General features: G+C 67.5%; 22 protein-coding genes, 9 tRNA genes and 2 pseudogenes. 15 read left to right on the top strand and 18 right to left on the bottom strand.

Annotation, left to right across the window (positions count from 1 at the left end; translation table 11 throughout):
• Positions 1–43: 43 nt before the first annotated feature.
• From ACWGID_RS00355 to ACWGID_RS00385, 7 genes are read left to right on the top strand one after another with little or no spacing between them, the layout of a single operon-like run.
• The gene (locus ACWGID_RS00355) at positions 44–868 is read left to right on the top strand and encodes a fumarylacetoacetate hydrolase family protein (RefSeq protein ID WP_452192988.1); all 825 of its coding nucleotides are present in this window, start codon (positions 44–46) and stop codon (positions 866–868) included.
• Positions 865–2,316 carry an aldehyde dehydrogenase (NADP(+)) gene (locus tag ACWGID_RS00360; protein ID WP_452192989.1) on the top strand — a complete coding sequence of 484 codons (1,452 nt, stop codon included), beginning with the start codon at positions 865–867 and terminating at the stop codon, positions 2,314–2,316. The genes ACWGID_RS00355 and ACWGID_RS00360 overlap by 4 nt, the downstream gene beginning before the upstream one ends.
• Positions 2,313–4,100: an IlvD/Edd family dehydratase gene (locus ACWGID_RS00365; RefSeq protein WP_452192991.1), complete on the top strand. Its 1,788-nt coding sequence runs from the start codon at positions 2,313–2,315 to the stop codon at positions 4,098–4,100. The genes ACWGID_RS00360 and ACWGID_RS00365 overlap by 4 nt, the downstream gene beginning before the upstream one ends.
• A complete protein-coding gene (locus tag ACWGID_RS00370; protein WP_452192992.1) occupies positions 4,100–5,404 on the top strand; it encodes a DUF2088 domain-containing protein in 1,305 nt (434 codons plus the stop codon). The genes ACWGID_RS00365 and ACWGID_RS00370 overlap by 1 nt, the downstream gene beginning before the upstream one ends.
• Positions 5,401–6,267 carry a hypothetical protein gene (locus ACWGID_RS00375; protein ID WP_452192996.1) on the top strand — a complete coding sequence of 289 codons (867 nt, stop codon included), beginning with the start codon at positions 5,401–5,403 and terminating at the stop codon, positions 6,265–6,267. The genes ACWGID_RS00370 and ACWGID_RS00375 overlap by 4 nt, the downstream gene beginning before the upstream one ends.
• Complete coding sequence (locus tag ACWGID_RS00380) at positions 6,264–7,637, top strand: FAD-binding oxidoreductase (protein ID WP_452192997.1); 1,374 nt, start codon at positions 6,264–6,266, stop codon at positions 7,635–7,637. The genes ACWGID_RS00375 and ACWGID_RS00380 overlap by 4 nt, the downstream gene beginning before the upstream one ends.
• On the top strand, positions 7,634–8,920 hold the full coding sequence (locus ACWGID_RS00385) for an alpha-L-fucosidase (protein WP_452192998.1): 1,287 nt from the start codon (positions 7,634–7,636) through the stop codon (positions 8,918–8,920). Before ACWGID_RS00380 ends, ACWGID_RS00385 begins: the two co-directional genes overlap by 4 nt.
• A gap of 177 nt (positions 8,921–9,097) precedes the next feature.
• Here the strand turns inward: ACWGID_RS00385 and ACWGID_RS00390 are convergent, their stop codons facing one another.
• From ACWGID_RS00390 to ACWGID_RS00440, 11 genes are all read right to left on the bottom strand, one after another.
• Positions 9,098–9,220, bottom strand: coding sequence for a hypothetical protein (locus ACWGID_RS00390; protein ID WP_452193000.1), 123 nt, complete (start codon positions 9,218–9,220; stop codon positions 9,098–9,100).
• Between the two features lie 112 nt (positions 9,221–9,332).
• Positions 9,333–9,416, bottom strand: a tRNA-Tyr gene (locus ACWGID_RS00395).
• A 1-nt stretch (position 9,417) separates the two neighbouring features.
• Positions 9,418–9,490: transfer RNA gene (locus ACWGID_RS00400), tRNA-Glu, on the bottom strand.
• Between the two features lie 34 nt (positions 9,491–9,524).
• Positions 9,525–9,615, bottom strand: a tRNA-Ser gene (locus ACWGID_RS00405).
• A gap of 138 nt (positions 9,616–9,753) precedes the next feature.
• Entirely contained in the window at positions 9,754–10,950 is a 1,197-nt protein-coding gene (locus ACWGID_RS00410) for an RtcB family protein (RefSeq protein ID WP_452193002.1), read from the bottom strand.
• 28 nt (positions 10,951–10,978) lie between these two features.
• A tRNA-Ser gene (locus tag ACWGID_RS00415) sits at positions 10,979–11,070 on the bottom strand.
• 10 nt (positions 11,071–11,080) lie between these two features.
• Positions 11,081–11,153: transfer RNA gene (locus ACWGID_RS00420), tRNA-Gln, on the bottom strand.
• A gap of 33 nt (positions 11,154–11,186) precedes the next feature.
• Positions 11,187–11,633 (bottom strand): HNH endonuclease, encoded by a 447-nt coding sequence (locus ACWGID_RS00425; protein ID WP_452193004.1) that lies wholly within the window; start codon positions 11,631–11,633, stop codon positions 11,187–11,189.
• Positions 11,634–11,717: 84 nt separating this feature from the next.
• Positions 11,718–11,791: transfer RNA gene (locus ACWGID_RS00430), tRNA-His, on the bottom strand.
• Between the two features lie 2 nt (positions 11,792–11,793).
• Positions 11,794–11,867, bottom strand: a tRNA-Arg gene (locus tag ACWGID_RS00435).
• 92 nt (positions 11,868–11,959) lie between these two features.
• Positions 11,960–12,035, bottom strand: a tRNA-Pro gene (locus ACWGID_RS00440).
• Between the two features lie 833 nt (positions 12,036–12,868).
• Between ACWGID_RS00440 and ACWGID_RS00445 the strand changes: the two genes are divergently transcribed.
• A tRNA-Thr gene (locus ACWGID_RS00445) sits at positions 12,869–12,944 on the top strand.
• 148 nt (positions 12,945–13,092) lie between these two features.
• On the opposite strand, the pseudogene ACWGID_RS00450 reads toward ACWGID_RS00445, so the two are convergent.
• Positions 13,093–13,203 (bottom strand): annotated as a pseudogene (locus ACWGID_RS00450) (tyrosine-type recombinase/integrase); the annotation flags it as partial.
• Here ACWGID_RS00450 and ACWGID_RS00455 point away from each other — a divergent pair.
• Positions 13,198–13,431, top strand: a pseudogene (locus ACWGID_RS00455) (HAD hydrolase-like protein); the annotation flags it as partial. The pseudogenes ACWGID_RS00450 and ACWGID_RS00455 sit on opposite strands and share 6 nt — an antisense overlap.
• A 184-nt stretch (positions 13,432–13,615) precedes the next feature.
• On the opposite strand, the gene ACWGID_RS00460 reads toward ACWGID_RS00455, so the two are convergent.
• From ACWGID_RS00460 to ACWGID_RS00470, 3 genes are all read right to left on the bottom strand, one after another.
• On the bottom strand, positions 13,616–14,137 hold the full coding sequence (locus tag ACWGID_RS00460; RefSeq protein ID WP_452193005.1) for a nucleotidyltransferase domain-containing protein: 522 nt from the start codon (positions 14,135–14,137) through the stop codon (positions 13,616–13,618).
• Positions 14,138–14,908: 771 nt separating this feature from the next.
• Positions 14,909–15,214: a hypothetical protein gene (locus ACWGID_RS00465; RefSeq protein ID WP_452193007.1), complete on the bottom strand. Its 306-nt coding sequence runs from the start codon at positions 15,212–15,214 to the stop codon at positions 14,909–14,911.
• A 375-nt stretch (positions 15,215–15,589) separates the two neighbouring features.
• Complete coding sequence (locus ACWGID_RS00470; RefSeq protein WP_452193008.1) at positions 15,590–16,669, bottom strand: IS630 family transposase; 1,080 nt, start codon at positions 16,667–16,669, stop codon at positions 15,590–15,592.
• Between the two features lie 1,000 nt (positions 16,670–17,669).
• On the opposite strand from ACWGID_RS00470, the gene ACWGID_RS00475 reads away from it, so the two are divergent.
• The 3 genes from ACWGID_RS00475 to ACWGID_RS00485 all read left to right on the top strand — a co-directional run bounded on the left by ACWGID_RS00475 (position 17,670) and on the right by ACWGID_RS00485 (position 20,005).
• Positions 17,670–18,317, top strand: coding sequence for an N-acetyltransferase family protein (locus ACWGID_RS00475; protein ID WP_452193010.1), 648 nt, complete (start codon positions 17,670–17,672; stop codon positions 18,315–18,317).
• 73 nt (positions 18,318–18,390) lie between these two features.
• Entirely contained in the window at positions 18,391–19,137 is a 747-nt protein-coding gene (locus tag ACWGID_RS00480) for a phosphotransferase family protein (protein WP_452193011.1), read from the top strand.
• Positions 19,138–19,147: 10 nt separating this feature from the next.
• Positions 19,148–20,005 carry a YwqG family protein gene (locus tag ACWGID_RS00485; protein WP_452193012.1) on the top strand — a complete coding sequence of 286 codons (858 nt, stop codon included), beginning with the start codon at positions 19,148–19,150 and terminating at the stop codon, positions 20,003–20,005.
• Here ACWGID_RS00485 and ACWGID_RS00490 read toward each other — a convergent pair.
• Positions 19,986–20,648, bottom strand: a complete 663-nt coding sequence (locus ACWGID_RS00490; protein ID WP_452193014.1) for a nucleotidyltransferase domain-containing protein — start codon at positions 20,646–20,648, stop codon at positions 19,986–19,988. The two genes, ACWGID_RS00485 and ACWGID_RS00490, sit on opposite strands and share 20 nt — an antisense overlap.
• Before the next feature lie 72 nt (positions 20,649–20,720).
• On the opposite strand from ACWGID_RS00490, the gene ACWGID_RS00495 reads away from it, so the two are divergent.
• Together ACWGID_RS00495 and ACWGID_RS00500 are read left to right on the top strand one after the other, a co-directional pair.
• Complete coding sequence (locus ACWGID_RS00495) at positions 20,721–21,377, top strand: hypothetical protein (protein ID WP_452193016.1); 657 nt, start codon at positions 20,721–20,723, stop codon at positions 21,375–21,377.
• A complete protein-coding gene (locus ACWGID_RS00500; RefSeq protein ID WP_452193017.1) occupies positions 21,378–22,361 on the top strand; it encodes an acyltransferase domain-containing protein in 984 nt (327 codons plus the stop codon).
• A gap of 3 nt (positions 22,362–22,364) precedes the next feature.
• Here ACWGID_RS00500 and smpB read toward each other — a convergent pair whose 3' ends face one another.
• A complete protein-coding gene (smpB, locus tag ACWGID_RS00505) occupies positions 22,365–22,844 on the bottom strand; it encodes an SsrA-binding protein SmpB (RefSeq protein WP_452193018.1) in 480 nt (159 codons plus the stop codon).
• Positions 22,845–22,902: 58 nt separating this feature from the next.
• On the opposite strand from smpB, the gene ACWGID_RS00510 reads away from it, so the two are divergent.
• Entirely contained in the window at positions 22,903–23,550 is a 648-nt protein-coding gene (locus ACWGID_RS00510; protein ID WP_452193019.1) for a phosphotransferase, read from the top strand.
• Here the strand turns inward: ACWGID_RS00510 and ACWGID_RS00515 are convergent.
• Complete coding sequence (locus ACWGID_RS00515; protein WP_452193021.1) at positions 23,547–24,071, bottom strand: GNAT family N-acetyltransferase; 525 nt, start codon at positions 24,069–24,071, stop codon at positions 23,547–23,549. The two genes, ACWGID_RS00510 and ACWGID_RS00515, sit on opposite strands and share 4 nt — an antisense overlap.
• Positions 24,072–24,183: the final 112 nt, after the last annotated feature.

The raw sequence follows: 24,183 nt of genomic DNA on the forward strand, positions 1-24,183 counted from the left end.
GGTCGACGGTCGCCCTGTCCCTGGTTTGCGCACCGGGGACACGGTGGCTCCACTCGTGGGCGTCAACAGCTTCGCGGAAGTGCTCCAGTTGCCGCTCGACGAGCTGAAGGCCGCCGTCGCCAAGGTCGGCGGCGAGCTGCCGGTCGAGGGGCTGAAATTCCTGCCGCCGCTCGACGGCCGGGGCGAGGTGTGGTGCTCGGGTGTCACGTACGAGCGGTCGCGCGGCGCGCGGATGGAAGAGAGCACCGAGCAGTCGGTGTACGACAAGGTCTACACCGCCGAGCGGCCGGAGCTGTTCCAGAAGGCGCCGGCCTGGCGGGTCGTCGTCGACGGCGAGCCGGTGGGTATCCGCACCGACTCCGGTCACGACGTACCCGAGCCGGAGCTCGCGGTGGTCGCCAACAGTCACGGTGAGATCGTCGGCTTCACGGTCTGCAACGACATGAGCTCGCGATCGATCGAGGGCGTGAACCCGCTGTACGTGCCGCAGGCGAAGCTGTTCGCCGGCGGCTGTGCGCTGGCGTCCGGGATCCGGCCGGCCTGGGAGGTCGCCGATCCGAAGAACCTCGGCATCAAGCTGGTGATCGAGCGCGACGGCGAAGAGGTGTTCGCGGACACCACGTCCACCGCCAAGCTGGTGCGGGAGCTCCAGGACCTGATCGACGTACTGTTCCTGCCGAACGACTTCCCGGACGGCGTGATCCTCGCGACCGGTACGGGCATCGTTCCGGAGCTGGACTTCGCGCTCGCCGAGGGAGACGTGATCACGATCACCATCGACGAGCTCGGCACGCTGACCAACACCGTGGCCACCGGCCGGGAGCCGTTCGCGTTCCTGGCCACCGACAACCTGGAAGGAACGCGATGACGCAGGACACCACCCCCGCCGAGCTGGAGCAGGCACTCGCCGCGGCGGCCGCGGCGGCACCCGCCTTCGGCGCCGCCGAGCCCGTCGTCCGCGCCGGGTGGATCCGCGCCGTCGCGGACGCGCTGGACGCCGCGGCGGGCGAGCTGGTGCCGATCGCGATGCGCGAATCGTCGCTGCCCGAGGCGCGGCTGACGGGCGAGGTCGCCCGCAGTACCGGCCAGCTGCGGATGTTCGCCGACGCGCTCGAAGAAGGCTCGCTGCTCGAGGTCACCATCGACACCAAGGACGCCCAGGCCAAGCCGGTCCCGCGTCCGGATCTTCGGCGCGTACTCGTGCCGCTCGGTCCGGTCCTGGTGTTTGCCGCCAGCAACTTCCCGTTCGCGTTCAGCGTGTGTGGTGGCGACACCGCGTCCGCGCTCGCGGCCGGCTGCCCGGTGATCGTCAAGGCGCACCCGGGCCACCCGGAGCTGTCCGCCCGGACCGCCGAGGTGATGATCGAGGCCCTGAAGGCGGCCGGTGCACCGGACGGAACGTTCGGTCTGATCGCGGGCTTCGACGTCGGCGTCACGGCGCTGAAGGACCCGCGGATCACCGCGGCCGGCTTCACCGGTTCGGTCCCGGCCGGCAAGGCGCTGCACGAGATCGCGGTGACCCGCCCGGAGCCGATCCCGTTCTACGGCGAGCTCGGCAGCCTGAACCCAGTGTTCGTCACGCAGGCCGCGATCGATGCCCGTGGCAACGAGATCGCGAGCGGGTACGTCGGCTCGTTCACGCTCGGCGTCGGTCAGTTCTGCACGAAGCCCGGACTGCTTTTCCTCCCCGCCGGTCACGGTCTGCAGGAGCAGCTCGTGGAGGCGACCGCTGGTGTCGCCGAGGCCCCGATGCTGAACGACCGGATCAGGGACGGTTTCAGCTCCGGTCTCGACCGGCTGGAGAAGGTGGAGGGCGTCCGCGTCTGGTCCGCCGGCCCGGCCACGCTGCTGCAGACCACGGTGAGCGAACTGCTGGCGCGTCGCGACGAGATCCTCGAGGAGTGCTTCGGCCCGGTCTCGATCGTCGTCGAGTACTCCTCGCCCGAGGAACTGAGCGCGGCCATCGAGGCCTTCGAAGGCAACCTCACGGCGACCCTGCACGCGGAGGACTCGGACGCCGAGCTCGCGCGTGAACTGCTCCCGCTGCTGACCGCCCGCGCTGGTCGGGTGCTGTGGAACGGCTGGCCGACCGGCGTCGCCGTGTCCTGGGCCCAGCACCACGGCGGCCCGTTCCCGTCGACGGTCGGCTCGATCCACACCAGCGTAGGGGTGACGGCGGCGCGGCGGTTCCAGCGCCCGGTCGCGTACCAGGACGCTCCCGATGCGGTGCTGCCCGACGTACTCAAGGACTCGAACCCGGCCGGGATCACCCGTCGGGTGAACGGAACCGTGACCACAGGTGAGGTGTCGCGATGACTGACGAACCGACCGTTGACGAACCGGACGAGCCGATCGGCCTGCGGAGTTTCGACCACTGGTTCGGCGAGAAGGGCCGCAACGGGTTCATCCACCGGTCCTGGATGAAGTCGCAGGGCTTCTCCGAGGAGGCCTTCGACGGCCGCCCGGTGATCGGGATCTGCAACACCTGGTCCGAGCTCACGCCGTGCAACGCGCACCTGCGCCGGCTCGCCGACTCGGTCAAGCGCGGCGTGTGGCAGGCCGGCGGGTTCCCGCTGGAGTTCCCGGTGATGTCGCTCGGCGAGACACTGCTGCGGCCGACCGCGATGCTGTTCCGCAACCTGCTCAGCATGGACGTCGAGGAGTCGCTGCGCGGAAACCCGCTCGACGGTGTGGTGCTGCTGACCGGCTGCGACAAGACGACGCCCGGCTCGATCATGGGCGCCGCGAGTGTCGACCTGCCGACGATCGTCGTCACCGGCGGTCCCATGTTGAACGGTAAATTCCGCGGCTGCGACATCGGCTCCGGTACGGCGGTCTGGCGCTTCACGCAGGACCTCAACGCCGGCCGGATGTCGGCCGAGGACTTCGCCGCCGCCGAGGCCGGCCAGTCGCGCAGCAACGGGCACTGCATGACCATGGGCACGGCGTCCACGATGGCTTGTATGGCCGAGGCACTCGGTCTGCAGCTGACCGGGTCCGCGGCGATCCCCGCCGTCGACTCCCGCCGGTACGTCGTCGCGCAGAAGTCCGGGCAGCGGATCGTCGAGATGGTCAAGGAAGACCTGAAGATCAGCGACATCCTCACCCGCGACGCCTTCGCGAACGCGGTCCGGTCGAACGCCGCGATCGGTGGTTCGACCAACTTCGTCATCCACCTGCTCGCAATCGCCGGTCGCGTCGGCGTCGACGTGACGCTGGACGACATCGACCAGTGGGCGCGCGGCGTGCCGTGGCTCGTCGACCTGCAGCCGTCGGGCAAGTACCTGATGGAGGACTTCTACTACGCCGGCGGTTTGCCCGCGGTGCTGAAGGAGATCCTGCCGCTGCTCAAGACCGACGCGATCACGGTCACCGGCAAGACACTCGGCGAGAACGTCGCCAACGCCGAGCGCATCGAGGCGACGTACCCTGGTGCGCCCGCGGGCAGTGAGACGTACGCCGTGATCCGGCCCGTCGGCGACCCGCTGGGCAGTGGCGCGGGAACCGCCGTACTGAAGGGGAATCTCGCGCCGGACGGTGCGGTCATCAAACAGTCGGCCGCGTCCGAGCGGCTGTCGCGGCACCGGGGCAAGGCGCTGGTGTTCAGCAGCATCGAGGACTACGACAAGGCGGTCGAGGACCCGGATCTCGACGTCGACGAGGACACCGTGCTGGTGCTGCAGAACGCGGGTCCGCGCGGGTATCCGGGGATGCCGGAGGTCGGCAACATGACGATCCCGCGGAAGCTCGCGGAGATCGGTGTCGACGACATGGTGCGGATCTCGGACGCGCGGATGAGTGGTACGGCGTACGGGACCGTCGTCCTGCACGTCACGCCGGAGGCCGCTGTGGGTGGGCCGTTGGCGCTGGTGCGGACGGGGGACTGGATCGAGCTCGACGTACCGGCTCGTCGGTTGCATCTGGACGTCTCCGACGAGGAGCTCGAGAAGCGCCGCGCCGACTGGCAGCCACCGACCCCACCGACCGACCGCGGCTGGGCCCGCCTGTACGTCGACCACGTGACCCAGGCGAACCAGGGCTGCGACCTCGACTTCCTGGTAGGCCGCACCGGCTCCGCCGTCGCACGCCAGAGCCACTGATGTCCTGGGGCCCCTTCGAAGCCATCCGTGGGTTGCGGCCCGCGGGTGTGCTTCCGCAGGTCACGCCGATCCGGCGGATCCTCACGGATCTGCCGGTGTCGGCCGACCCGTACGCCGAAGCACAAGCCGTACTCGAACCGCTCCGCTCCCGCATCGTCCCCGACGCCCGGATCGCCGTCACCGCCGGCAGCCGCGGGATCCACGACCTCGTGCCGGTGGTGAAAGCCGTCGTGGACTGGCTCAAGGCAGCCGGCGCGGCGCCGTTCGTGATCCCCGCGATGGGCTCGCACGGCGGCGCCACCGCCGACGGTCAACGCGAGATGCTCGAGGGCCTCGGCATCACTCCGGAGTCCATCGGTTGCCCGATCGAGGCGACGATGGAGACCGTGGTCGTCGGCACGCTGCCCGACGGCACCGAGGTCCACCACGACGCGATCGCCGCCAAAGCAGACGGCGTACTGCTGGTGAACCGCGTCAAACCACACACCGACTTCCGCGGCCCGATCGAGAGCGGGATCGCGAAGATTCTCGCGATCGGTCTCGGCAACCACGCCGGTGCCGCGTCGCTGCACGCCGGTGGCATCCCGGCACTCGGTGGCAACATCGAAGCGGCCGCCCGCATGGTCGTTGCACAAGGCAAGATCCTCGGCGGTCTCGCGATCCTGGAGAACGCCCGCGAGCAGACCGCCGCGGTCGAACTGCTCGAAGCCGACGGGATCGCCGAAGCCGCCGAGAACGGCTTGCTGCAAAGGGCATCCAGCCTGCTCGGGCGGCTGCCGTTCGATCAGCTCGACGTCCTGGTGATCGACGAGCTCGGCAAGGACAAGTCCGGCGCCGGCATGGACACCAACGTGATCGGCCGCTGCTGGGTGCACGGGATCCCGGAGTTCGAGTCGCCGTCGATCGCCGCGATCAGCGTGCACTCGCTGTCGCCGGCGTCGCACGGGAACGCGTCCGGGCTCGGCCTCGCCGATGTCATCCCCGCTCGGTTGCTCGAGCAGATCGACCTGCACGCGAGTTACGTGAACGCGCTGACCTCCGGCGCCGGCGGAGCGCGCCGCTCGCGGCTCCCGATGGTGATGGAGGACGACGCGGCCGCCGTACTCGCGGCCGTGACGATGTCCGGACGGCGGCACTGGTCCGAGCTCCGGCTCGCGCGGATCAAGGACACGCTGTCGCCGAACGAACTGATGGTGACCCCCGCCCTGCTGACCGAGGCGGCCGAACGATTCGACCTGGAGATCACCGGTACGGCGCGGGATCTGGCGCCGACCGGGACGCTCGGAGGATGGAGCGAGAGATGAACCTTCGCGAAGCACGTGCCCTGCTCGCCGACCGCGGTTTCGGTCCCGGGGAGGCGTCCACGAAGACGTTCCCGGACGGATCGCCGTACAAGGTGGAGATCCCGTCGTGTGAGGGGCCGCGGGTGATGACCGCGGTGCTCGAGGAAGCCAAGGAGCGCGGCGTCACTATCGACCGCGTGTCGCAGGGCAGCGGCGTGATGATGCTGACCGACGGCGAGATCGAGGAGATGCTGTCGCTCGGCTCCTCCGCGGGCGTCGAGGTGTGCCTGTTCCTCGGGCCGCGCGGCTCCTGGGACATCGGTGGTCAGGCCAAGGTCTCGGCCGCCGTCGGTGGTGTTGCCCGGGGCAATGACCAGGTCGCGGCGTCGCTGTGTGACGCGTTCCGCGCGGTCGAGCTCGGCGTACGGAGTCTGCTGGTCGGCGACATCGGCGTACTGGAGTTGCTCGGGCAGCTGAAGGTGGACGGCTCGTTGCCGTCGGACCTGGTGCTGAAGACGTCGGTGCTGATGCCGTTGCCGAACGCGCCGACCGCGCACCTGTACGAGCGGCTCGGCGCGACCAGCCTGAACGTGTCGACGGACCTTCCGGTGCCGGTGCTCGCGGAGATCCGCTCGGTGACGACGGTCCCGATCGACATGTACATCGAGGTTCCCGACGACCAGGGCGGGCACGTCAGGTTCTACGACGTACCGGAGATCGTGCGGGTCGCGGCGCCGGTGTACCTGAAGATGGGGCTGCGGAACGCGCCGAACATCTACCCGGTCGGTGCCCACCTCGCCGGTACGGCGGAAGCTCTCGGGCGTGAGCGTGTTCGGCGGGCGGAGTTGATCCTCCGGCTGCTCGCCGAACAGGATGAGGGATGACCGATTCCCTGATCGCGCGGCTGCGGTCCGACCTCGGGGACGCGGCGGTCGTCGACGATCCCGACGTACTGGACAGTCATCGGAACGACCACGCGACGTTCTGCACCGCTGGTCGGCCGCGGGTGCTGGTGCGGCCGTCCAGCACGGCCGAGGTCCAGGCGGTGATGAGGGCGGCATCTGAGTTCCGGGTGCCGGTCGTCACGCAGGGCGCTCGGACCGGACTGTCCGGGGCGGCGAACGCGGTCGACGGCTGCGTGCTGCTGTCGACCTCCCGGCTCGCGCGGATCCTCGAGGTGTCGGTCGAGGACCAGGTCGCTGTCGTGCAGCCGGGAGTGGTGAACGCGGAGCTGTCCCGCGCTGTCCTCGACCAGGGGCTGTTCTACCCGCCTGACCCGTCGTCGTGGGAGATGTCGACGATCGGCGGCAACATCGCGACGAACGCGGGCGGGCTGTGCTGTGTGAAGTACGGCGTGACCTCGGACTTCGTACGCGGGCTGGAAGTGGTGCTCGCCTCCGGTGAGGTCGTCCGGACCGGTCGGCGCGCGGCAAAAGGTGTCGCCGGCTACGACCTGACCCGGTTGATCGTCGGATCCGAAGGAACGCTGGGCGTCGTCACCGAGGCGACGCTCGCGTTGCGGCCCGCGCCCGAAGCGGCGCTGACCGCGGCGGCGACTTTCCTGTCGATCGAGGACGGCATCGCAGCCGCCGCGGCGGTGATGGCCTCGGGACTCCGGCCTTCGTTGCTGGAGTTCCTGGACAAGCCGACGGTGCAGGCGATTCAGAACTACCGCGACATGGGGCTGCCGGCCGAGGCCGCCGCGATGCTGATCGCGCAGTCCGACCGCGGCCCACGGGCGGCAGCGGACGTCGCCCGCATCGCCGAGATCTGTACGGCGCACGGCGCGGTCGACGTCGCCGAGGCGTCGGACGCCGAAGAGTCCCGGATGCTGCTCGAAGCGCGGCGGCTGGTGAACCCCGCGCTGGAGCCGCTCGGCGTGACCTTGATCGACGACGTCTCCGTACCGCGGTCGCAGCTGGTCGCGCTCGTGCGCGGCGTCGCGGAGATCGGTGCGAAGTACCAGGTGCTGATTTGTTGCCCAGGGCACGTAGGTGACGGCAACATGCACCCGACCGTGGTCTTCGACCGCAACGACGCGGCCGCCGAGGTGCGGGCGCTGGAAGCGTTCAGTGCCGTGATGGAACTGGGGCTCCGGCTCGGCGGGACGATCACCGGCGAGCACGGGATCGGCACCCTGAAGGCACGCTGGCTGGAGACCGAACTCGGACCGGTCGGGCTCGAACTGCACCGGCGGATCAAGCAGGCCTTCGACCCCGACAACTTGCTCAACCCTGGAAAGGTACTGCTGTGATCGACGACGTACGGCGGTCCGCATCAGAGGTCCGCCCCTCGCCGCGGCAGGTCGCGTGGCAACGGCAGGAATTGACCGCGTTCGTGCACTTCGGGCCGAACACGTTCACGGACCTGGAATGGGGGACCGGCGTCGACGATCCGGCGGTCTTCGATCCCTCGGCGCTGGACTGCTCGCAGTGGGTGTCGTCGTTGGTGTCCGCCGGGTTCAAGAGCGTGATCCTGACGGCCAAGCATCACGACGGGTTCTGTTTGTGGCCGAGCAAGTTCCTCCCGCATACCGTTGCCGCGTCGCCCTATGAGGGAGACGTGGTCGCTGAGTTGTCGGCTGCTTGCGCGGCGGGCGGACTCGGGTTCGGGGTGTATTTGTCGCCGGCGGATCTCTATCAGGAGAAGGCGCCTGGTGGGTACTACGGGAACGGTAGCCCTGCTGTGCCGTCTGATGTCGGCGGTTCTACCTATGTCGTCGACGAATACAACCGGTTCTATCTGAATCAGTTGCACGAACTTTTGACGGGCTACGGGCCGATCGCCGAGGTGTGGCTGGACGGGGCAAATCCCACTGGCGGTGGGCAGACGTATGCCTATGACGCGTGGTTCGACCTGATCCGGCGGCTGGCTCCGGACGCGACGATCGCGATCGGCGGGCCCGATGTGCGGTGGGTCGGCAACGAGGACGGGTTCGCGCGGGAGACCGAGTGGAGCGTCATTCCCTTTGCGGACGGGCAGATGCTGGCGCAGCAGACCGCCGTTGACGTCGCCGGGCCGGAGCTGCTGGCGCAGGCGGACGAGTTGCGGTGGTACCCGGCGGAGGTCGACGTGTCGATCCGGCCGGGGTGGTTCTACCACTTGAACGAGGACGCCTCGGTGAAGTCGTTGCCGGAGCTACTGGACATTTATCGCCGATCGGTCGGGCGGAACGCCGTACTGCTGCTGAACATCCCGCCGGACCGGCGCGGGCTGTTCGCCGATCCGGACGTCGAGGCGCTGGCCACGTTTGGTGCGGCGGTGCGGTCGTACTACGACGCTGCCGTCGAGCTGCCCGGTGAGATCAACGTGCTCGATCTGCGGGAGGACATCGAAGCGGGTCAGCAGGTAGAGGCGTTCGCGGTCGACGGGTTGATCGACGGGACGTGGACCGAGGTCGCACGCGGTACGACGATCGGCCACCGGCGGTTGCTCACGGTGGATCCGGTCACGCCTGACGACGTCCGTGTCCGAGTGTTGGCTGCTCGGGGCGAAGCGACCGTATCGCTCGCCGTGCACTTCGATCCGACGCTGTAAGTCCCCCTGCCTGGAGTCGAACCAGGGACCGAGCCTTCGGAGGGCCCGGCGAGATTCCGTCACCAGAGGGTCGCCGTACCGAAGGACGGGTAGTGCACCGGCGAAACGCCGTACGCGCTGTCGTGCCCACGCTCAGGTGCTACGCGGCGCGTTGGTACTACCCGTCCTTCTGCACGCTTACTCCTGGACCGAGACCACGCGGATCCAGTCGGAGCATTCCGCGTCGCACCACACGTGATCCCCACGGTGAGCGATCCGGTCGCGCTGCATGTGCCCGCAGGCGAGCAGCACGCGACGCATCGAGTGACCTTGCTGGACCGGAGCACCGGTCCTGCCGCCAGGCACTCGCTTTCTGTTCCTGAGGTCGGCCATGGCCGGTCCTCCTCTCTGTTCCAATCTGTTGTGTCCTACGTGCAGAAGGCAGGATTCGAACCTGCTCAGCCCGAAGGCAACGGATTTACAGCCCGCCCCGCCTCTCCCACGACGGTGCTTCTGCGTACCCCGTACCGGATTCGAACCGGTGATCTCCTGGCTGAGAACCAGGCGTCCTGACCGCTGGACGAACGGGGCGTGGCAGGGTGGCCGGTCGATCCCGGCCACCCAGCGGTGAGAGTGAGATTCGAACTCACGGGCCGACATGTCAGCCGACCGACGGTTTAGCAAACCGCTGCCCCTACCGACAGGCGGATCCCACCTCGCACCGCCCGCCGTCTCCCCTGCCGACGACGGGCGGCTGTGGATAACTTCCGCGCCGACACCCCTGACACTTGTACGCTTAGTGAAAAGGAAGAAGGCGCACGACGGGCAGGCACCTACACGCTCCGCCCGCCGCCTCAACCCTTGACGCAGATGACCTGCTTGAGGTGCGCGACAACCTCGACCAGGTCGGACTGCGCCGCGATGACCGAGTCGATGTCCTTGTACGCCGCCGGGATCTCGTCGACCACGCCCGCGTCCTTGCGAGACTCGACGCCCGCGGTCTGCGCGACCAGGTCGTCGACCGTGAAGCGGCGCTTCGCCTCGTTGCGGCTCATCCGCCGGCCTGCCCCGTGCGAGGCCGAGTAGAACGAACGCTCCGAGCCGAGCCCGCGGACGACGTACGAACCCGTCCCCATCGAGCCCGGGATCAGCCCGAGGTCACCGGCACCCGCCCGGATCGCGCCCTTGCGGGTGACGAGCAGGTCGAGATCGTCGATGTGCTCCTCGGCCACGTAGTTGTGGTGGCACGAGATCGGCTGCTCGAACCGTACGTCGACCTCGAACGAGTCCCGCACCGCCTGCATCACCAGCGCGAGCATCACCGCGCGGTTCCGGGCCGCGTACTCCTGCGCCCACGTGAGGTCCCGGCGGTAGGCGTCCATCTCCGGCGTACCGGACAGGAACACCGCCAGGTCACGGTCCGGGAGGTCCGCGTTGTGCGGCAGGTCCCGGGCGATCCGCATGTGCCGCTCCGCGAGCTCCTTGCCGATGTTCCGGCTGCCGGAGTGCAGCATGAGCCACACGCGGTCCTCGTCGTCGAGGCAGACCTCGATGAAGTGGTTACCACCACCGAGCGACCCCATCTGCTGCTTCGCCTTGCGCTCGCGGTCCTGCACGCCGTCGTGCAGGCTCGAGAACACGCCCCACAGCCGGTCCCACGGACGCGGGTCGAGCCCGAGCCGACGTACCCCGACCGGGTCCTCGTGCGCCCGGAAGCCCACCGGTACGGCGGCCTCGATCCGCGACCGGATCGCCGACAGGTCGTCCGGCAGGTCCGCGGCGGTCAGCGAGGTCAGGACACCTTCCATCCCGCACCCGATGTCGACCCCGACCGCGGCCGGCGACACCGCCTGGTACATCGCGATCACGGACCCGACGGTCGCACCCTTGCCGAGGTGCACGTCCGGCATCACCCGGACCCCGTGCACCCACGGCAGCGCCGCGATGTTCCGCAGCTGCTGGAGCGCCTTGGCGTCCACGTCGTACTCCTGCGCCCACATGAGCGTGGAGCTCTTCGCCCCACTCAGCTCAACCGGAAGCCCCACGTTCATCTCCTCACCTTCCTCGATCATGTGCATGCGGCGGAAGCAGGTCTCGAACCTGCACGCCCGTTGAAGGGCTGACCGTTTTCGAAACGGCTGCCGTTAGGCCGAAACTCGGCTTATTCCGCCAGTGGACAAGCTGCCAGGGCAGGGCTCGAACCTGCGGGACCTCGGGTCAGAACCGAGGGTGGGTCACCGTCGCCCACCTGGCACCGCGCTCGTCGGCGGCACCGGTGGGTGTCGCGTCAGAGCGCCAACTCGGCACGGGAAGGGATCCACGGCTGCCACAGCAGTGGCATGCCGGCCTCTTCCGGTGTGCGCGAGCCCTTCTTCTCGTTGCACCGCGCATGCGCGGCGACAGCGTTCAGCCACTCACCGCGACCACCGCGCGACCGTGGAACCACGTGGTCCATCGTGGTGGCGCCCGGCTGACCGCAGTACGCGCAGGTGTACTTGTCGCGCTTCAGTACGCCGGCCCGCGTGTACTGCAGCCGCCCACCGGCATACCGCCACTTCATCACGACGTAGCGGACCAGTCGCAGCACGCGAGGGAGAGGGAACGGTCCGATGCTGGCGCCGTCGTGGGCCTCCTCGACGACGGCGACCTCGCGGACGAGCATCCGGATGGCGTGCGGGATCGACACGACATGCAGCTGCTCGTACGAGGCATTCAGGACGATCACACCGCTCATGTGGTTCCTCCTCCCTTCCAGTGTGCCCGACCCGCGCTCGGCGAGTCGTGGATGTCGGTGTCGGGTCAACAGATGTTCACTCAGGGTGTCCGACGGGGCTCGAACCCGCTTCCTCCGGGGCCACATCCCGGTGCATCGGCCGCTTCTGCTTCGGACACAGCACGCCCGGCAGGACTCGAACCTGCAACCTCCTGCTTCGTAGGCAGGTGCCCTCTCCAGTTGGGCCACGGGCGTTCGGGTGCCCTGCGCCGGATGTACTGCGGATTTCCGTCACAGGGCACGTTTGGGGCGCCCGCTCGGCCGGTAGCAAGCATCCTGCGGGCGCCTGGTCCAGCTGGAGGGACTCGAACCCCCGATCTCCTCAACCCAAATGAGGTGGCCTCGCCGCTGGCCTACAACTGGTCCTCCCCGGGGCGCGTCGCCGGCCCTGGGGAATTGCGATAAATGTCCAGTTGTCATTGTTCGTGCCGATATCCGTGAATACCGGAAAAGCATCGGTGGAAGGAATCGAACCCTCGTGACGCGGGTTTGGAATCCGGTCCGCAACCTTTGCGCACCGACGTGGCCCGGACTTCCGGGCAAAAGAAAAGAGCCGCCTGCCGCCGGGTACCCGGCTCAGACGGCTCCTGGAGATCTCCCCAGTTCAAGGGATCATCCAGGCGAACCGTCCACGCGCGGGCTCCGCTCACTGCCCAGCTGGTGATAGGTCGTCGGGTCGAGCACGGATCGCAGGCATGCCGACAAAGCCACGCGGCCGAGCCGCCAGGCTTCATTCCGGATGCGCATCCCGTACACGATGTCTCCTCAGTGGTCTAGTTCCTTGCGGGAATTAGTCTCACCCATCCCGCTCAGCAAAGTCAACGCATTTCCCAAAACAACTATTCCGCCAGTTATTTTCCGCCCCCGTCCGACGTACGCCGCCCCACCCAGGTTCCCGCCCCAACGCCAACCCGGCTCTCGCCCACACCGCTTTTCCTGCCGAGCCGGTTCCCGCTCGATGCCGCCAGCTCCGGCTCCAGCGCTCTCGCCGTTCGCACCCGCCTACGCCGGTTCCGGCCGGGGCGGTTTCCCGGCCCGACCCCGGCGCACGCTTCGATACCAAGGCCGGCCGCCCTGGGTACTCCGCGGGTGACCCGGCCCACACCCCGCACACCGCCGTACCCCTCCCGGACCGCCCTGTCAGGATCCGATTCGGAATCCTCCCCTCCCAGCCGCTACACTCTTCGACGGCACCCGCCGCCTTAGCTCAGTCGGCAGAGCGTCTCACTCGTAATGAGAAGGTCGTCGGTTCGATTCCGACAGGCGGCTCCACCAGAACCCCCAGGTCAGAGACCAAATTCTGACTCTGGGGGTCTTGTAGTTTCGGGCTCTGAACCCTTCGAGGCCCCTGAGAGGCCCCGGTGTGCTGGGCGACCTTCTGCGCGGCGTCCCACAGGCTGGCGTCGATCAGGTGGCCGTAGAGGTCCATCGTCATCGCGGCAGTCGCGTGCCCGAGGATGCGCTGAACCACCTTCGGGTCAGCTCCAGCGGCCAACCACATGGATGCAGCAGTGTGCTGCAAATCGTGCACCCGGAAGCCGGGAACCCCCTCCGGTCCGGGCCTGATGAAGCCGAGCCCACATCTGATCGAACGGCCGCCCAGACCCTCGCGGTTGAGCCTGACTCCTGCACCCTGATCGGCGACCAGACCACCGACGTACAGGCAGCCCGGGCGGTCGGAGCCGCGAGCATCGGCCAAGCCAACAAGCCCGGCAAAGCCGACGACCTGGCCGCCGCAGGAGCCGATGCAGTGATCGCTCGTATCGACGAACTCAACCAGGCGATCCGCGCCTACTACGCCGGTCGGCACCATTCCGCGGGGTTGATGCGCCATCAGATCCGCGACACTTCTCCGCTAGCTGATCTGCGACAGCCTAGAACACCGTCCACGTGTCGGAGCAACGCATGGATCTGCCGATCAGCGCGCACCGGCCAGGTCTTCCCTAGCGGAGGTCCTCTGGAGGCTGGAGTCCGAAGCGCTCGCAGAGCACAGCGATATCGTGCCGGTCGATCTCACGCAACTCGTAGCCGGTGTGGTTCTGCAAGGCTAACTCAGGACGTTCGCATTTAACCGAGATGCCGGCAATCTCACCCTCACCCGAGAGATCCTCGCGAGTGAACATGAACGGCGCGTTGAGACTGCCATAGTGAAGTCGGTCGCCGCTCAGAGTCTCGTAGAGGTGGAGATCTACGCGACGACTGTGACCGTCATGCAGGACGAAGTTCCAGGGACGGTCGCCGGGCCAGGGGTAGAGCCGATCGACTCCTTGGTCGGCGAAGGCTGCGACGAGACCTTCGAAGTCAACCGCGTCTACCCAGATGTCGAGATCTAGATGTTCCCGAGTTTGTTGCCCTACCAGCGCATCGACAGCCCAACCTCCGCCGACGCAGGCTGGGACTCCGTGCTCTTGCAGGGCCGTAATCAACGTGCTCGCCGCTTCTGGCGGCATAGCGTATTCCGTCACGCGCTCAGACTCTCACGTCAGCCAAGCTCCACTACTGCAGTCGCACGCCATGGCCGGAGCTGGAAGTCTGCCTGGCAGTGAATCCCGGCAGCGATGCAACGGATCTGCCGCAGACAGTGAGGCGAAGTCATGCCGAGGTTCGCGCGGTCACGCCGATGACGAGCAGTGGCCGAGCAGTCCGTCAGATGCCGGTTGGCCACAGGGATAAGGCGGCTGGCCTAACGGCTACGAACTGTTCGACGGAGCCAATCGGCGGATCCCCATCCACCTCGAGAACAATGAGCGCGTCCCCGACGCGGACCGCAACGAAATCACCCTCGATGTCCTCGATGCGGCCATGCAGGACCTGGCCATGCTCATTTCGTCCGTCGGGGTGAACGATCGCTGGACCGTCATTCCAGACGAGAGGGCCGTCCGTGTCCAGTTCCACGTGCTCGCTCGACCCGGGTGCCGGCCTCGTCGCACCTCGCCACTGGCCGATCAAGGTCCCCACGGGTGTCTCGCACTCAATCACATTGGTCCCCTGAACCAACCCGCGCACTGTGATTATCACGTTGCCGATGCTCGCATGCAGTGCATGCGACATCCTGACTTGCCGCAGACTGGCCGATCAACCCGCCCTTCGATCTCGGCGATCCTGAGTTTGCCGGCATGGAGATCTCTCGGGAGGAGTTTGAGCAGGTTGGGAGCACGCGACCAGCGAAGACCCCGCCTGAAACGAATGCACGGATCTGCCGCGGAGAGTACGCGTGCCCTGGCCGATGAGCGGGGTTAGAACGGGTTCTCCGTTTTCCAGACAGCGTCGAAGGCGTTAGTGTCGATGCCGCGTCTCTCCAAGATGGACAGCGCATCGTCAAGGGACGCGAAGGTCTCCTCGGAGACGACGACGTAGTCCTCCTCGTCCCGAGGCCAGTTGGCCGGGTCGACGCCGACCGGGACCTCGACCTCCAGAAGGCGCACGCCGCCGTCGACTGGGGCGAGCCGGAGCCAACGGCGGTGAGAGTCGCGTCGCTTGGCGACCTCCGCAACAACGGCATTGCCGAGCATCCTGATCTGGTTCTGCACTTCAGTCCGCACCAGCGGAGTCTCCCAGACCGAACGTCCGGATTTGCCGCGATCCGCGCACTGTCATGCCGATGTGCGGACGTGTGGACGGTGACCATCTAGGGTTCCTGCATGAGGGATGACGCCGTTCGCGAGAGACTCCTCCAGGTCGTCTGGAAAGAGATTCGTTCCACAGACGAAACCAACGTCTTGAACATTCCCGCGGCTCGACGCGCCACAGAAGCGGGAGCGTCTCCAGCCGACGTTGCCCGAGCGATGACCGCTGCCTCCTACGAGACGGCGTTCCGATTGCTGTTCCTGTTGTCCGCCGAGCATGCCGAAGAGGCGAATGACCATGCCCATACGGGATGGACGATCGTCGAGACCAGCCTCGATGACTCTGCCGAGCTAGTGTCGCGTGTTTTTAGTTGGTTTACGGTTGATCTTGGTGAGGATGGTGTCGGCGGTTTTGGTCCAGGTGAAGGGTTTGGCGCGGTCGTTGTAGGCGTCGATGAAGTCGCGGATGGCGTCGTGGAGGTCTGTGACGGAGGTGAAGGTGCCGCGGCGGATGGCTTGGCGGGTGATGATGCCGAAGAAGATCTCGACCATGTTGAGCCAGGAGCAGTTGGTGGGGGTGAAGTGCAGCGTGATCCGTGGGTTCTTCGCGAGCCAGGCCTTCACGTTGGGGTGGGTGTGGGTGGCGTAGTTGTCGCAGATGACGTGCAGCTTCACCCGGGGGTGGGCTTTCGCGACGCGCTTGAGGAAGGCGAGGAACTCGGCGTTGCTGTGGCGGGGGTAGCAGGCGTCGGCGCTGATTTTGCCGGTGGCGACCTCGAGGGCTGCGCACAGTGTGGTGGTGCCGTGACGGACGTAGTCGTGGGTTTGCCGGGCGGGCAGGCCGGGGCGCAGTGGCAGCCCGAGTTGGGTGCGGTCGAGGGCCTGGATCTGGGACTTCTCGTCGACCGAGACCACGACGGCGTTGGCGGGCGGGTTCAGGTAGAGCCCGACGACGTCGCGGATCTTGGGTTCGAGTTCGGGGTCGGTGGAGAACTTGAACGTCTCGATCCGGTGTGGCTGGATGTTCCACTTCCGCCAGATCCTGGCCACGGTGGCGAACGAGATCCCCAGCCGGGCCGCGAGCAGCCGCGACGACCAGTGCGTCACCCCGAGCTCGGGCGGCGGTTTCCCCTTGTCTGCCAGGGTTTCGGCCAGCACCTCGATCTCATCGATCTCCGGTGCACGTCCCGGCCGCGGCAGATCACCGAGCCCGTCGATCCCGGCCTCGGCGTAGCGGTTGCGCCACTTCACGACCGTCGGCCGCGACGAGGAGGTCCGCTCCGCGATTTCGGTGTTGGGTACTCCGTCGGCGGCCAGCAGCACGATCCTTGCCCGCTGGACCACGCCGGCAGGAGCCGTCGACGCCCGCGTCACCGCCTCCAACCGCGCACGATCACCATCACGAAGCCGCAAAGCCCGGGCCACATACATGACCCGATTCTCCCGCTAACTCAAACGTAAACTAATCAACGACACGCGACACTAGCGCCCGACACCGGCGCAGACCTGGAGTTCCTTCACGAGGACCTCTTGTCTTCTGATCCGACTGGCGCGGAGGGGCAGGACCTTTTCACCTAGGGTCCAACCGCCCGGACATGCCGCCATCGCGCTTTCGGCTGTCGCAGATCACCTCGCGGACGAGTGTCGCGCATCAGTCGAGGTCGACAGAGGCCCCGGCATCTTGTGATCCGCGATCCGCAATCTGGGCCTGACAAGTTTCTCTACGTCCTCACGACAGGCCACTTCAGGGACCGAAAGCGCGCCGCCACTGCAGGGCGGGACGCCTGCCTCCCGCTTCCCTTCTCTGCGCTTCCGGCTCGTTCATGGGTGAGTGCACGCCACGGCACGCGTCAAGGGCCGCCTTCGGCGTCCCTGCGGATCTTCGACCCTTGATCCGCACTGCACCGAAGGCCGGCAGCTATCGAGGCGATGCGGGGGGACTGCCCGTGTGCTTGACACGTGACCGTCAACTACTCCGAGTCGGCTTGTCGGTGCGGCTCGCCCTCAGATCGTCGGCGTGCCGAAGAGCTGCGACGAAACTTGCGCCTATGGCGCTGAACCAAGCCAGTACCACCCAGCCCGTGAATCGCAGCCAAGAAGTGCTGGCGTCGAGTGCCATGGTGCTCGCCCAGACCAGCCAGACGCCCAGGAATGCGAACAGAAACGCTACTCCCGTCACCTCCAAGGGCCTCCGCTGCCGCCGGACAATGGATCGAGCCAGACCGCGAGGTCGCAGCACAGAGCCAAGCGCAACGAGAGCGACGGCCGCCGCGCAAGCGAGGAGGGGAGGGCCATCTACTGCGATTGCCACTCCGCCCGCCACGCACGCGACGAGCGCTCCACCCAGCAGGGCCAACACCTTGTCTCTCACGCGCAGACCGTACGCAGAAACCATCTCCCAGCACCAGCACCGATGCGATTCCAGGAGGAGATGACCGACATGCGCCTTCCAATGGGCCTTGTGCCTGACCGCTACGCCGAAGCCTCTCGTGCCCGAGCAGAGCTGCTCGATGACGAGCAGAACGCGATGCCTCCGTGTTGCAGTTCGAGTAGCAGTACGCGGGGAGTGGGGGCGTGGTTTGCTGGGGTGGTGACGGCTCAGATTCGGCTGGCGACGCGGGGCGATGTTGGGGAGCTTGTTGGGCTTGAGGCGGGGTTGTTTGCTGCGGATGCCGGCGAGCATGACGAACTTGTCGACACGACTTGGCCGGAGCGGCGTGGAGTTGCGGACTTTGAGGCGTTGCTGGTTAACGAGAAGGCGCTGGTGTTGGTTGCCGTGGATGCGGCCGGAGTGTGCGGGCATCTGGTGGGCTGGGTGAGCGAGGCCAGTGAGGTACGTCGTGGCGTGGCGACGGGGTACCTGCGCAGCCTCTTCGTCGAGGAACGTGCACGCAGGAACGGCGTGGCGAGCGCGCTCGTGGAGCGGTTCGTGGCGTGGGCGGAGGGTGAGCATGGTGCTGTCACGGTTTCAGTCACCGCGTACGCCGAGAACCGGGATGCGCGTGCGTTCTACGCAGACCTCGGCTTCGAGACCCTCAGCGTCGTACTGACCCGCACCACCGGGCTCGGTCAACGGTGAGCGGGACCGCCGCAGCCCTCGACGCGCGATAACTCGGCGACGTCGGTGAGGAACCTCAACATACTGGACGCCCGTGGATGAAGTCAGCGTGGTTGTCGCGCACTCCGAGCGCGCGACTCTGCGTGTAGGCGACGCGTTCCTGAAGGTGGACGCCGACCGGGCGCGGCTCGACCGCGAGGTCGCGAACATGACCGCGGCGCCGGTCCCGACCCCGAGAATCCTGTGGCACAAGGCGCCCGTACTCGCGATCGCGCCCGTTCCGGGAACCGTGCTCGGTCGGCTCGGCCGGCCGTCGACCGCCTCCTCAGCGGCGTGGGTCGCGGCGGGCGCGGCTGTGCGGAGGTTGCACGACGCACCGGTACCGCCCTGGCCTGGCCGAGCGGGTCAAGTCCTGGGCGAGTTGACGGCCGACCTCGATGACGAGTGCGAGCGGTTGGTGGTGGACGGCGTCCTGCCCGCCGACCTGATAGCCCGCAACCGCGAGGTCGCCGAGGCCGCGCTCCGGCCGTGGACTCCGGTATTCACGCACGGGGACCTGCACATCGCGCACGTGTTCGTTGACGGTGACGAACTCACCGGCATCATCGACTGGTCCGAGGCGGGTCAGGGGGATGCCATGTACGACCTCGCGAGCCTGACCGTCGTACACCAGGAACACCTCGGCGATGTCGTCGCAGGGTACGGGGCCGACGTCGACCTCGATGCGATTCGCGGTTGGTGGTCGTTGCGAACCCTGCTAGTAGTCCGCTGGTTGATCAAGCATGGCTACGATCCCTTCGAGCCGGGTGGCGCGGTCGACGTGCTGAGGGCCCAGGTGTGAGAATCAGCGCGTGACTGACGATGTGGGTGACGTCGGTGCGTTCCAGGAACGTCTGGAAGCGGCCGGTCTGGGGAAGTTCACTGATTCGCTGGTGGCGATGGCACGCTCCAGCGTTCGTCTCGTTGCCGACTCCGCTGCGCCGGACATCGAGCGATACTCACGTCTCGGTGGGCTGCCTGACCTGCCGGTGTCCACCACCTGGCCCCGCAACGACGACGTACCTCTGAGCTTCATCGCGCAGGTGAACCTCGCCGAAGTCGCGCCGTACGAGCCGGACGGTCTCTTGCCGCGCGACGGACTGCTGTCGTTCTTCTACGACGCCGTCTCGCAGGGTGCATGGGGTTTCGACCCAGCCGACCATGGTTCGGCTGCGGTCGTGTACACCCCCGACTCGGCCGTGACGGAGCGACGTGATCCGCCCGCGGACCTCTCGGGCGGGGGCGTTTTCGGGGCGCTGGGGTTGCGTCCCCGGGCGGAGCTGACCTTTGCGCCCTGGGAGTCGTACGACGTCGAGCGGCTCGGGATGACCCGCGACGAAGGCTTCGCTTACGCGGAGCTCTTCGAAGGGCAGGGCGACGTGATTCATCGGCTCATCGGCCATCCGGACCCCGTTCAGGGCGACATGCAAGTCGAATGCCAGCTCGTGACCAACGGGCTGTACTGCGGCGACTCAACGGGATACGACGACGCACGGGCAGCGGGTCTGCAGGACGGAGCGGCGGAGTGGCGTCTTCTCCTGCAGGTCGATTCGGAGGACGCGATCGACATGATGTGGGGAGATGTCGGGCGGCTCTACTACTGGATCAGGCGCTCTGATCTGCTCGCACGGGACTGGGAGCGCAGCTGGCTCATTCTTCAGTGCTGTTGAACGCTCGGATCTGGCGGCTCGAGCCGACGAGAGCCTCGATCCATGGGTGGTCGTTGCCCTTCGTCTCGGCAAGTGCTTGCGCTAGCCAGGTCCGGGCCTCGGCACTCAGGAGTGGTACGACGGCGGCGAAATCCGCCTGGTCTTTCGGGCGCGTCTGGAGGCCCTTGAACAGCAGCACCAGTTCTGGACGGAGATACGGGATGCCATCGGTCGTGTGGGCGATGGCCTCGTCGTGCGGACGCTGGATGTTGCGGTCGAGTGCGCAGATCCATTTCGCGCCGTCATCGGGAACACGCATCACGTCCACGCGCCACAGACCGCTCGACGGATCGCGGGCCATGGTCTGTTGGTATTCGAAGTACGCACCGCCGGCGCCGTCGACAGGCCAGAAGCCCTCCCGGCCCGCGACGAAGAACTCGTACGCCGACAGTCGCTCGCGGATGGGGTCGAAATCCCACAGCGGAGTCGCGATCTCGAGGTCCTCGTGGTCGCGAGTCTGGCGTCCCTGGAACAGGTCCAGCGCCCAGCCGCCGACCACGTACCAGCGCGCCGGCACCCCATCGAGAAGCCTCGCGATGGTCGGTGGATCCCACGCATCCCACGCCGTGGGACCCCAATCGAGCCTGACTGGTTCGGCGAGCACCAGCCGATCATAAATCCGGCGACGTCGACCCTGAATCGCGTCACCGCCGCGTATGTCATGATCTGCGGCATCATGCGTGACTGGGATCGGTTTCTTGAGGCGGCTCCCTGGTTTCTCCGGGCCGGAGACGCGGAGGTGGTTGTCGAGGAGCGGGCGTGGGCGCGGGCGGCGGTTGGTGGATTGCCTCGGCTGTCGGCGTTGCTGGAGTCGGCGACTGTTACGCCGGTCTCTGTGTCGGGTACGTCGTATGAGCTGCTGGCCTGGGGTGCGGAGGGCAACCGACGTGGGTGGCTCTGTTATCCGCCGTTGCGCGCTGACAACGGCGACGTACACCCCACCCATCAGAGCTTCTGGGCCGTGTGTGGCGGGATTGTCGAGCGGTTCGCAGAGCCTGAGACCTGGTGGATGAACCAGGATGAGGTCCTCACCGCGGATGCCGCGAGTACGTCGGTCTCCGACGTGCTCGCTGACTACTCGTGGCTCTGGGAAGGTGAGGGACTCACGATCCCCATCCAGCCCGAGGAGTACTACGCCGTTGCCGTCGAGGCGAACGGGAACCTCACCCTCGCTCACCGTCAGAGCGGCGAACTACTGCTGTTCGCGCCGGACCACGCGTTCGCTGGGGTGACTCCGCTGCCGGACTGCCCGCCGTACTCCTTGCTCGCCTTCGACGCCGAGCCGACGCTTCAGGCTTGGATCGAAAACTGCGCGGGCCGCTGGGCGGACTAGATGAGGACCGACGAAGTGGCGCGGTTTCTCGGGGATGATCCGGGGCTTGTGGCCTGGCTGGGGGAGTTAGAAGCGGCCGGGGAGCCTGATGGCGCGCTCGGGGTGCCGACGGTCGAGGTCGCGCTGACGGTGCTGCGGCGACTCGGCGTACCTGAGGAGGATGCGGCCGAGATCGTCGCGGGGTTGTCCAATCTGGAGCGCAGTCCTGCGTTGTCGTGGCTGGTACGGCGTTGTGCTCAGCGGACCGTCGCGGATATGGGCGGGTTTCGGCCGGGTGGGTCGTGGCCGGAGCTGCCGGACGGGTGGGGGCGCTACTTCTACGTGTACGTCTTTCTCGCGGTGCTGCCGTATGTCCGCGCGTACCACGAACAACGCGGCATCCCGGACGACATCTCCTGGGCGACGCTCGGGGCGCTGGGAAGCTCCGTACAGTCGCATCGGCAACGGTCTGGCACGGGCGGGATGGATGCGCCGTTCTGGATCGACCTCCACTTTCGCGGCGGGATCTATCTGCTCGGCCGGTTGGGGTTCAACCGCGGTGACCTGGGGTTTCTCGCCCCGGCGGTGCAGGCCGCCGGGCTTTCGTGCGAGGAGTCCGAGCCGGCGCTGGGTGTGCACGCCGCGCCGACCGGTCCCCTGGACCCGGCCGCCTGCGACGCGTCGTTCGCGCTCGCCCGGGAGTTCTTTGCCCGGCACTTCCCCGAGGAGACATACCGGTTCGTGCGGTGTGGATCGTGGATCCTCGACGTGCAGCTCGCCGAGTACCTGCCGGCCGACTCCAACATCGTCCGCTTCCAACGCCGCTTCCACCTGGCACCCGAGACGCGGGACGGCGACGCCGACATCCTGTCCCGGATCTTCGCGGCGGCACCCGACACCGACCTCGGGACACTGCCCCGCCGTACGACGCTCCAGCGGGCTGTGATCGACCACCTGTCCGCGGGCCGTCACTGGAAGATCGGGTTCGGCTGGCTCGAACTCTGAGGATCAGTCGCTGCGGCCCTTCAGGCGGCGACTCAGGGCGCGCTCGGCCTCGCGGGTTGCTTCGCGTTCGGCGAGGGTCTGGCGCTTGTCCCAGTCCTTCTTGCCGCGGGCCAGAGCGATCTCGACCTTCGCGTGGCCGTCCTTGAAGTACAGCGCGACGGGGACGATCGTCAGCCCGCCCTCGTTGACCTTGCGCTCGATCTTGTCGATCTGGGCGCGATGCAGCAGCAACTTCCGCTTGCGGCGCGAGCCGCCCTCGAACCAGCGGGACTGCGAATACTGCGGGATGTGTACGCCGTGCAACCAGATCTCGCGCTCCTCGACCATCGCGAAACCCCCGACCAGCGACGCCCGCCCGGCACGGAGCGCCTTCACCTCGGGACCCTGCAGTACGAGCCCCGCCTCCCAGGACTCGCCCAGGTGGTACTCGTGGGCAGCCTTGCGGTTACGGGCGATCACCGGGTTCGTGTCGGGCTTCTTCACAGGACGATTCTGCCCCGAGGTCCGCCTCCGGCCCTAGAGCACCGCTACCGTGCGGTGGGTGGAGCTGCGGAGACTGCTGAGCCGGTTCGGTGCCGATGACGGCGAGCCGATTCATGGTGGGCTCTCCGGAGCGACAGTGGTCCGGCTCGTGCGCGGGCGGGAGGTCCTGTACTACAAGCAGGGCGCGATCGTCGACGACGAGGCGGATCGGCTCGAGTGGTTGTCCGCGTCCGGGTTCTCCTGCCCGCGGGTTGTTGACCGAGGCAACGGTTGGATGGTGAGTACGGAGCTTCGCGGGCGGGACGTCTCCGACGACTGGCCGGTCGCCGATCATCCCGCCGTACTGCGTGCTCTCGCGACCGGGCTCCGGGAGCTGCACGCTCTGCCAGCGGCGCCGTTCGGCTCACCGTTTCCAGGTACGCCGGAGGTTGTTACGCACGGGGATTTCGCGGCGCCGAACGTCTTCATCGATCCCGAGACCCTGCAGTTCAGCGGTGTGCTCGACGTCGGCCTGCTCGGTATGGGGGACCGGTACGTCGACCTTGCGCTGATGTACAAGAGCCTCGCGCACGGGCGGAATCCGCAGTACGGGCTGGTGTCTGCGGCGCGGGCGTTTGTTCAGGGGTACGGCGGGGAGCCGGACGACTCGCGGATTCCGTATTACATCGGTCTCGACGACTCCGAGAGTTTTTGGGAGCGGGTTTAGCGGGTGCCGAGCCATTGTTCGGCGCCCCAGGCCTCGTAGCGCTCGAGTTCGGTGAAGCCGAGTTTGGTCGCGAGGCGCAGGGACTGGGTGTTCGCGGTTTGGGTGGTGAGGGCGATGGGCTCGGTCGGGAGCGTGTCGGTGAACCAGCCGAGGGCCGCGGCGCAGGCTTCGGCGGCGTACCCGTGGCCCCAGGAGCTGGGGAGGAACAGGTAGCCGAGCTCGTACCGGCCGGCCTCAGGGCGGCGGTAGTCGGAGCGGTCAGGATCGCGGGGGTCGAGGGTGACGGTGCCGATCATCGCGCCGTCGAGGTCGACGACGAAGAGGCCGGCCCGGCGCGGGGGTTCCGCGGGCAGGGCCTGTTCGACCTCGTCGCGGGAGCGGGAGCCGCCGACGTACGTGCCGACTTCCGGTGACGACATGAGGTCGATGATCGCCGTACGGTCGCGGGCCTCGGGTTCGCGGAGTACGAGGCGCTCGGTCGCGATCGGGGCAGGCGGCCAGGCGACTCGCAGCTCGGTCATGCCGCGCAACCTATCCCACCCGACGGCCCAGCCGGCCGCGCCGCAAACCCACGAGTCGCCCATCCGGTCGGGCCGCCAACCCATGCGTCGGGCCAGGTCAGCCGGGCCGCAG

It is taken from the genome of Kribbella sp. NPDC054772, assembly GCF_053611945.1.

Bases quoted from the DNA above. Each gene is read 5' to 3' on its own strand.
- ACWGID_RS00360 (WP_452192989.1), top strand. From the start codon at position 865: ATGACGCAGGACACCACCCCCGCCGAGCTGGAGCAGGCACTCGCCGCG.
- ACWGID_RS00365 (WP_452192991.1), top strand. From the start codon at position 2,313: ATGACTGACGAACCGACCGTTGACGAACCGGACGAGCCGATCGGCCTG.
- ACWGID_RS00370 (WP_452192992.1), top strand. From the start codon at position 4,100: ATGTCCTGGGGCCCCTTCGAAGCCATCCGTGGGTTGCGGCCCGCGGGT.
- ACWGID_RS00375 (WP_452192996.1), top strand. From the start codon at position 5,401: ATGAACCTTCGCGAAGCACGTGCCCTGCTCGCCGACCGCGGTTTCGGT.
- ACWGID_RS00380 (WP_452192997.1), top strand. From the start codon at position 6,264: ATGACCGATTCCCTGATCGCGCGGCTGCGGTCCGACCTCGGGGACGCG.
- ACWGID_RS00390 (WP_452193000.1), bottom strand. From the start codon at position 9,220: ATGCGTCGCGTGCTGCTCGCCTGCGGGCACATGCAGCGCGACCGGATC.
- ACWGID_RS00410 (WP_452193002.1), bottom strand. From the start codon at position 10,950: ATGAACGTGGGGCTTCCGGTTGAGCTGAGTGGGGCGAAGAGCTCCACG.
- ACWGID_RS00425 (WP_452193004.1), bottom strand. From the start codon at position 11,633: ATGAGCGGTGTGATCGTCCTGAATGCCTCGTACGAGCAGCTGCATGTC.
- ACWGID_RS00470 (WP_452193008.1), bottom strand. From the start codon at position 16,669: ATGTATGTGGCCCGGGCTTTGCGGCTTCGTGATGGTGATCGTGCGCGG.
- ACWGID_RS00475 (WP_452193010.1), top strand. From the start codon at position 17,670: ATGACCGACATGCGCCTTCCAATGGGCCTTGTGCCTGACCGCTACGCC.
- ACWGID_RS00495 (WP_452193016.1), top strand. From the start codon at position 20,721: ATGCGTGACTGGGATCGGTTTCTTGAGGCGGCTCCCTGGTTTCTCCGG.
- ACWGID_RS00500 (WP_452193017.1), top strand. From the start codon at position 21,378: ATGAGGACCGACGAAGTGGCGCGGTTTCTCGGGGATGATCCGGGGCTT.
- ACWGID_RS00515 (WP_452193021.1), bottom strand. From the start codon at position 24,071: ATGACCGAGCTGCGAGTCGCCTGGCCGCCTGCCCCGATCGCGACCGAG.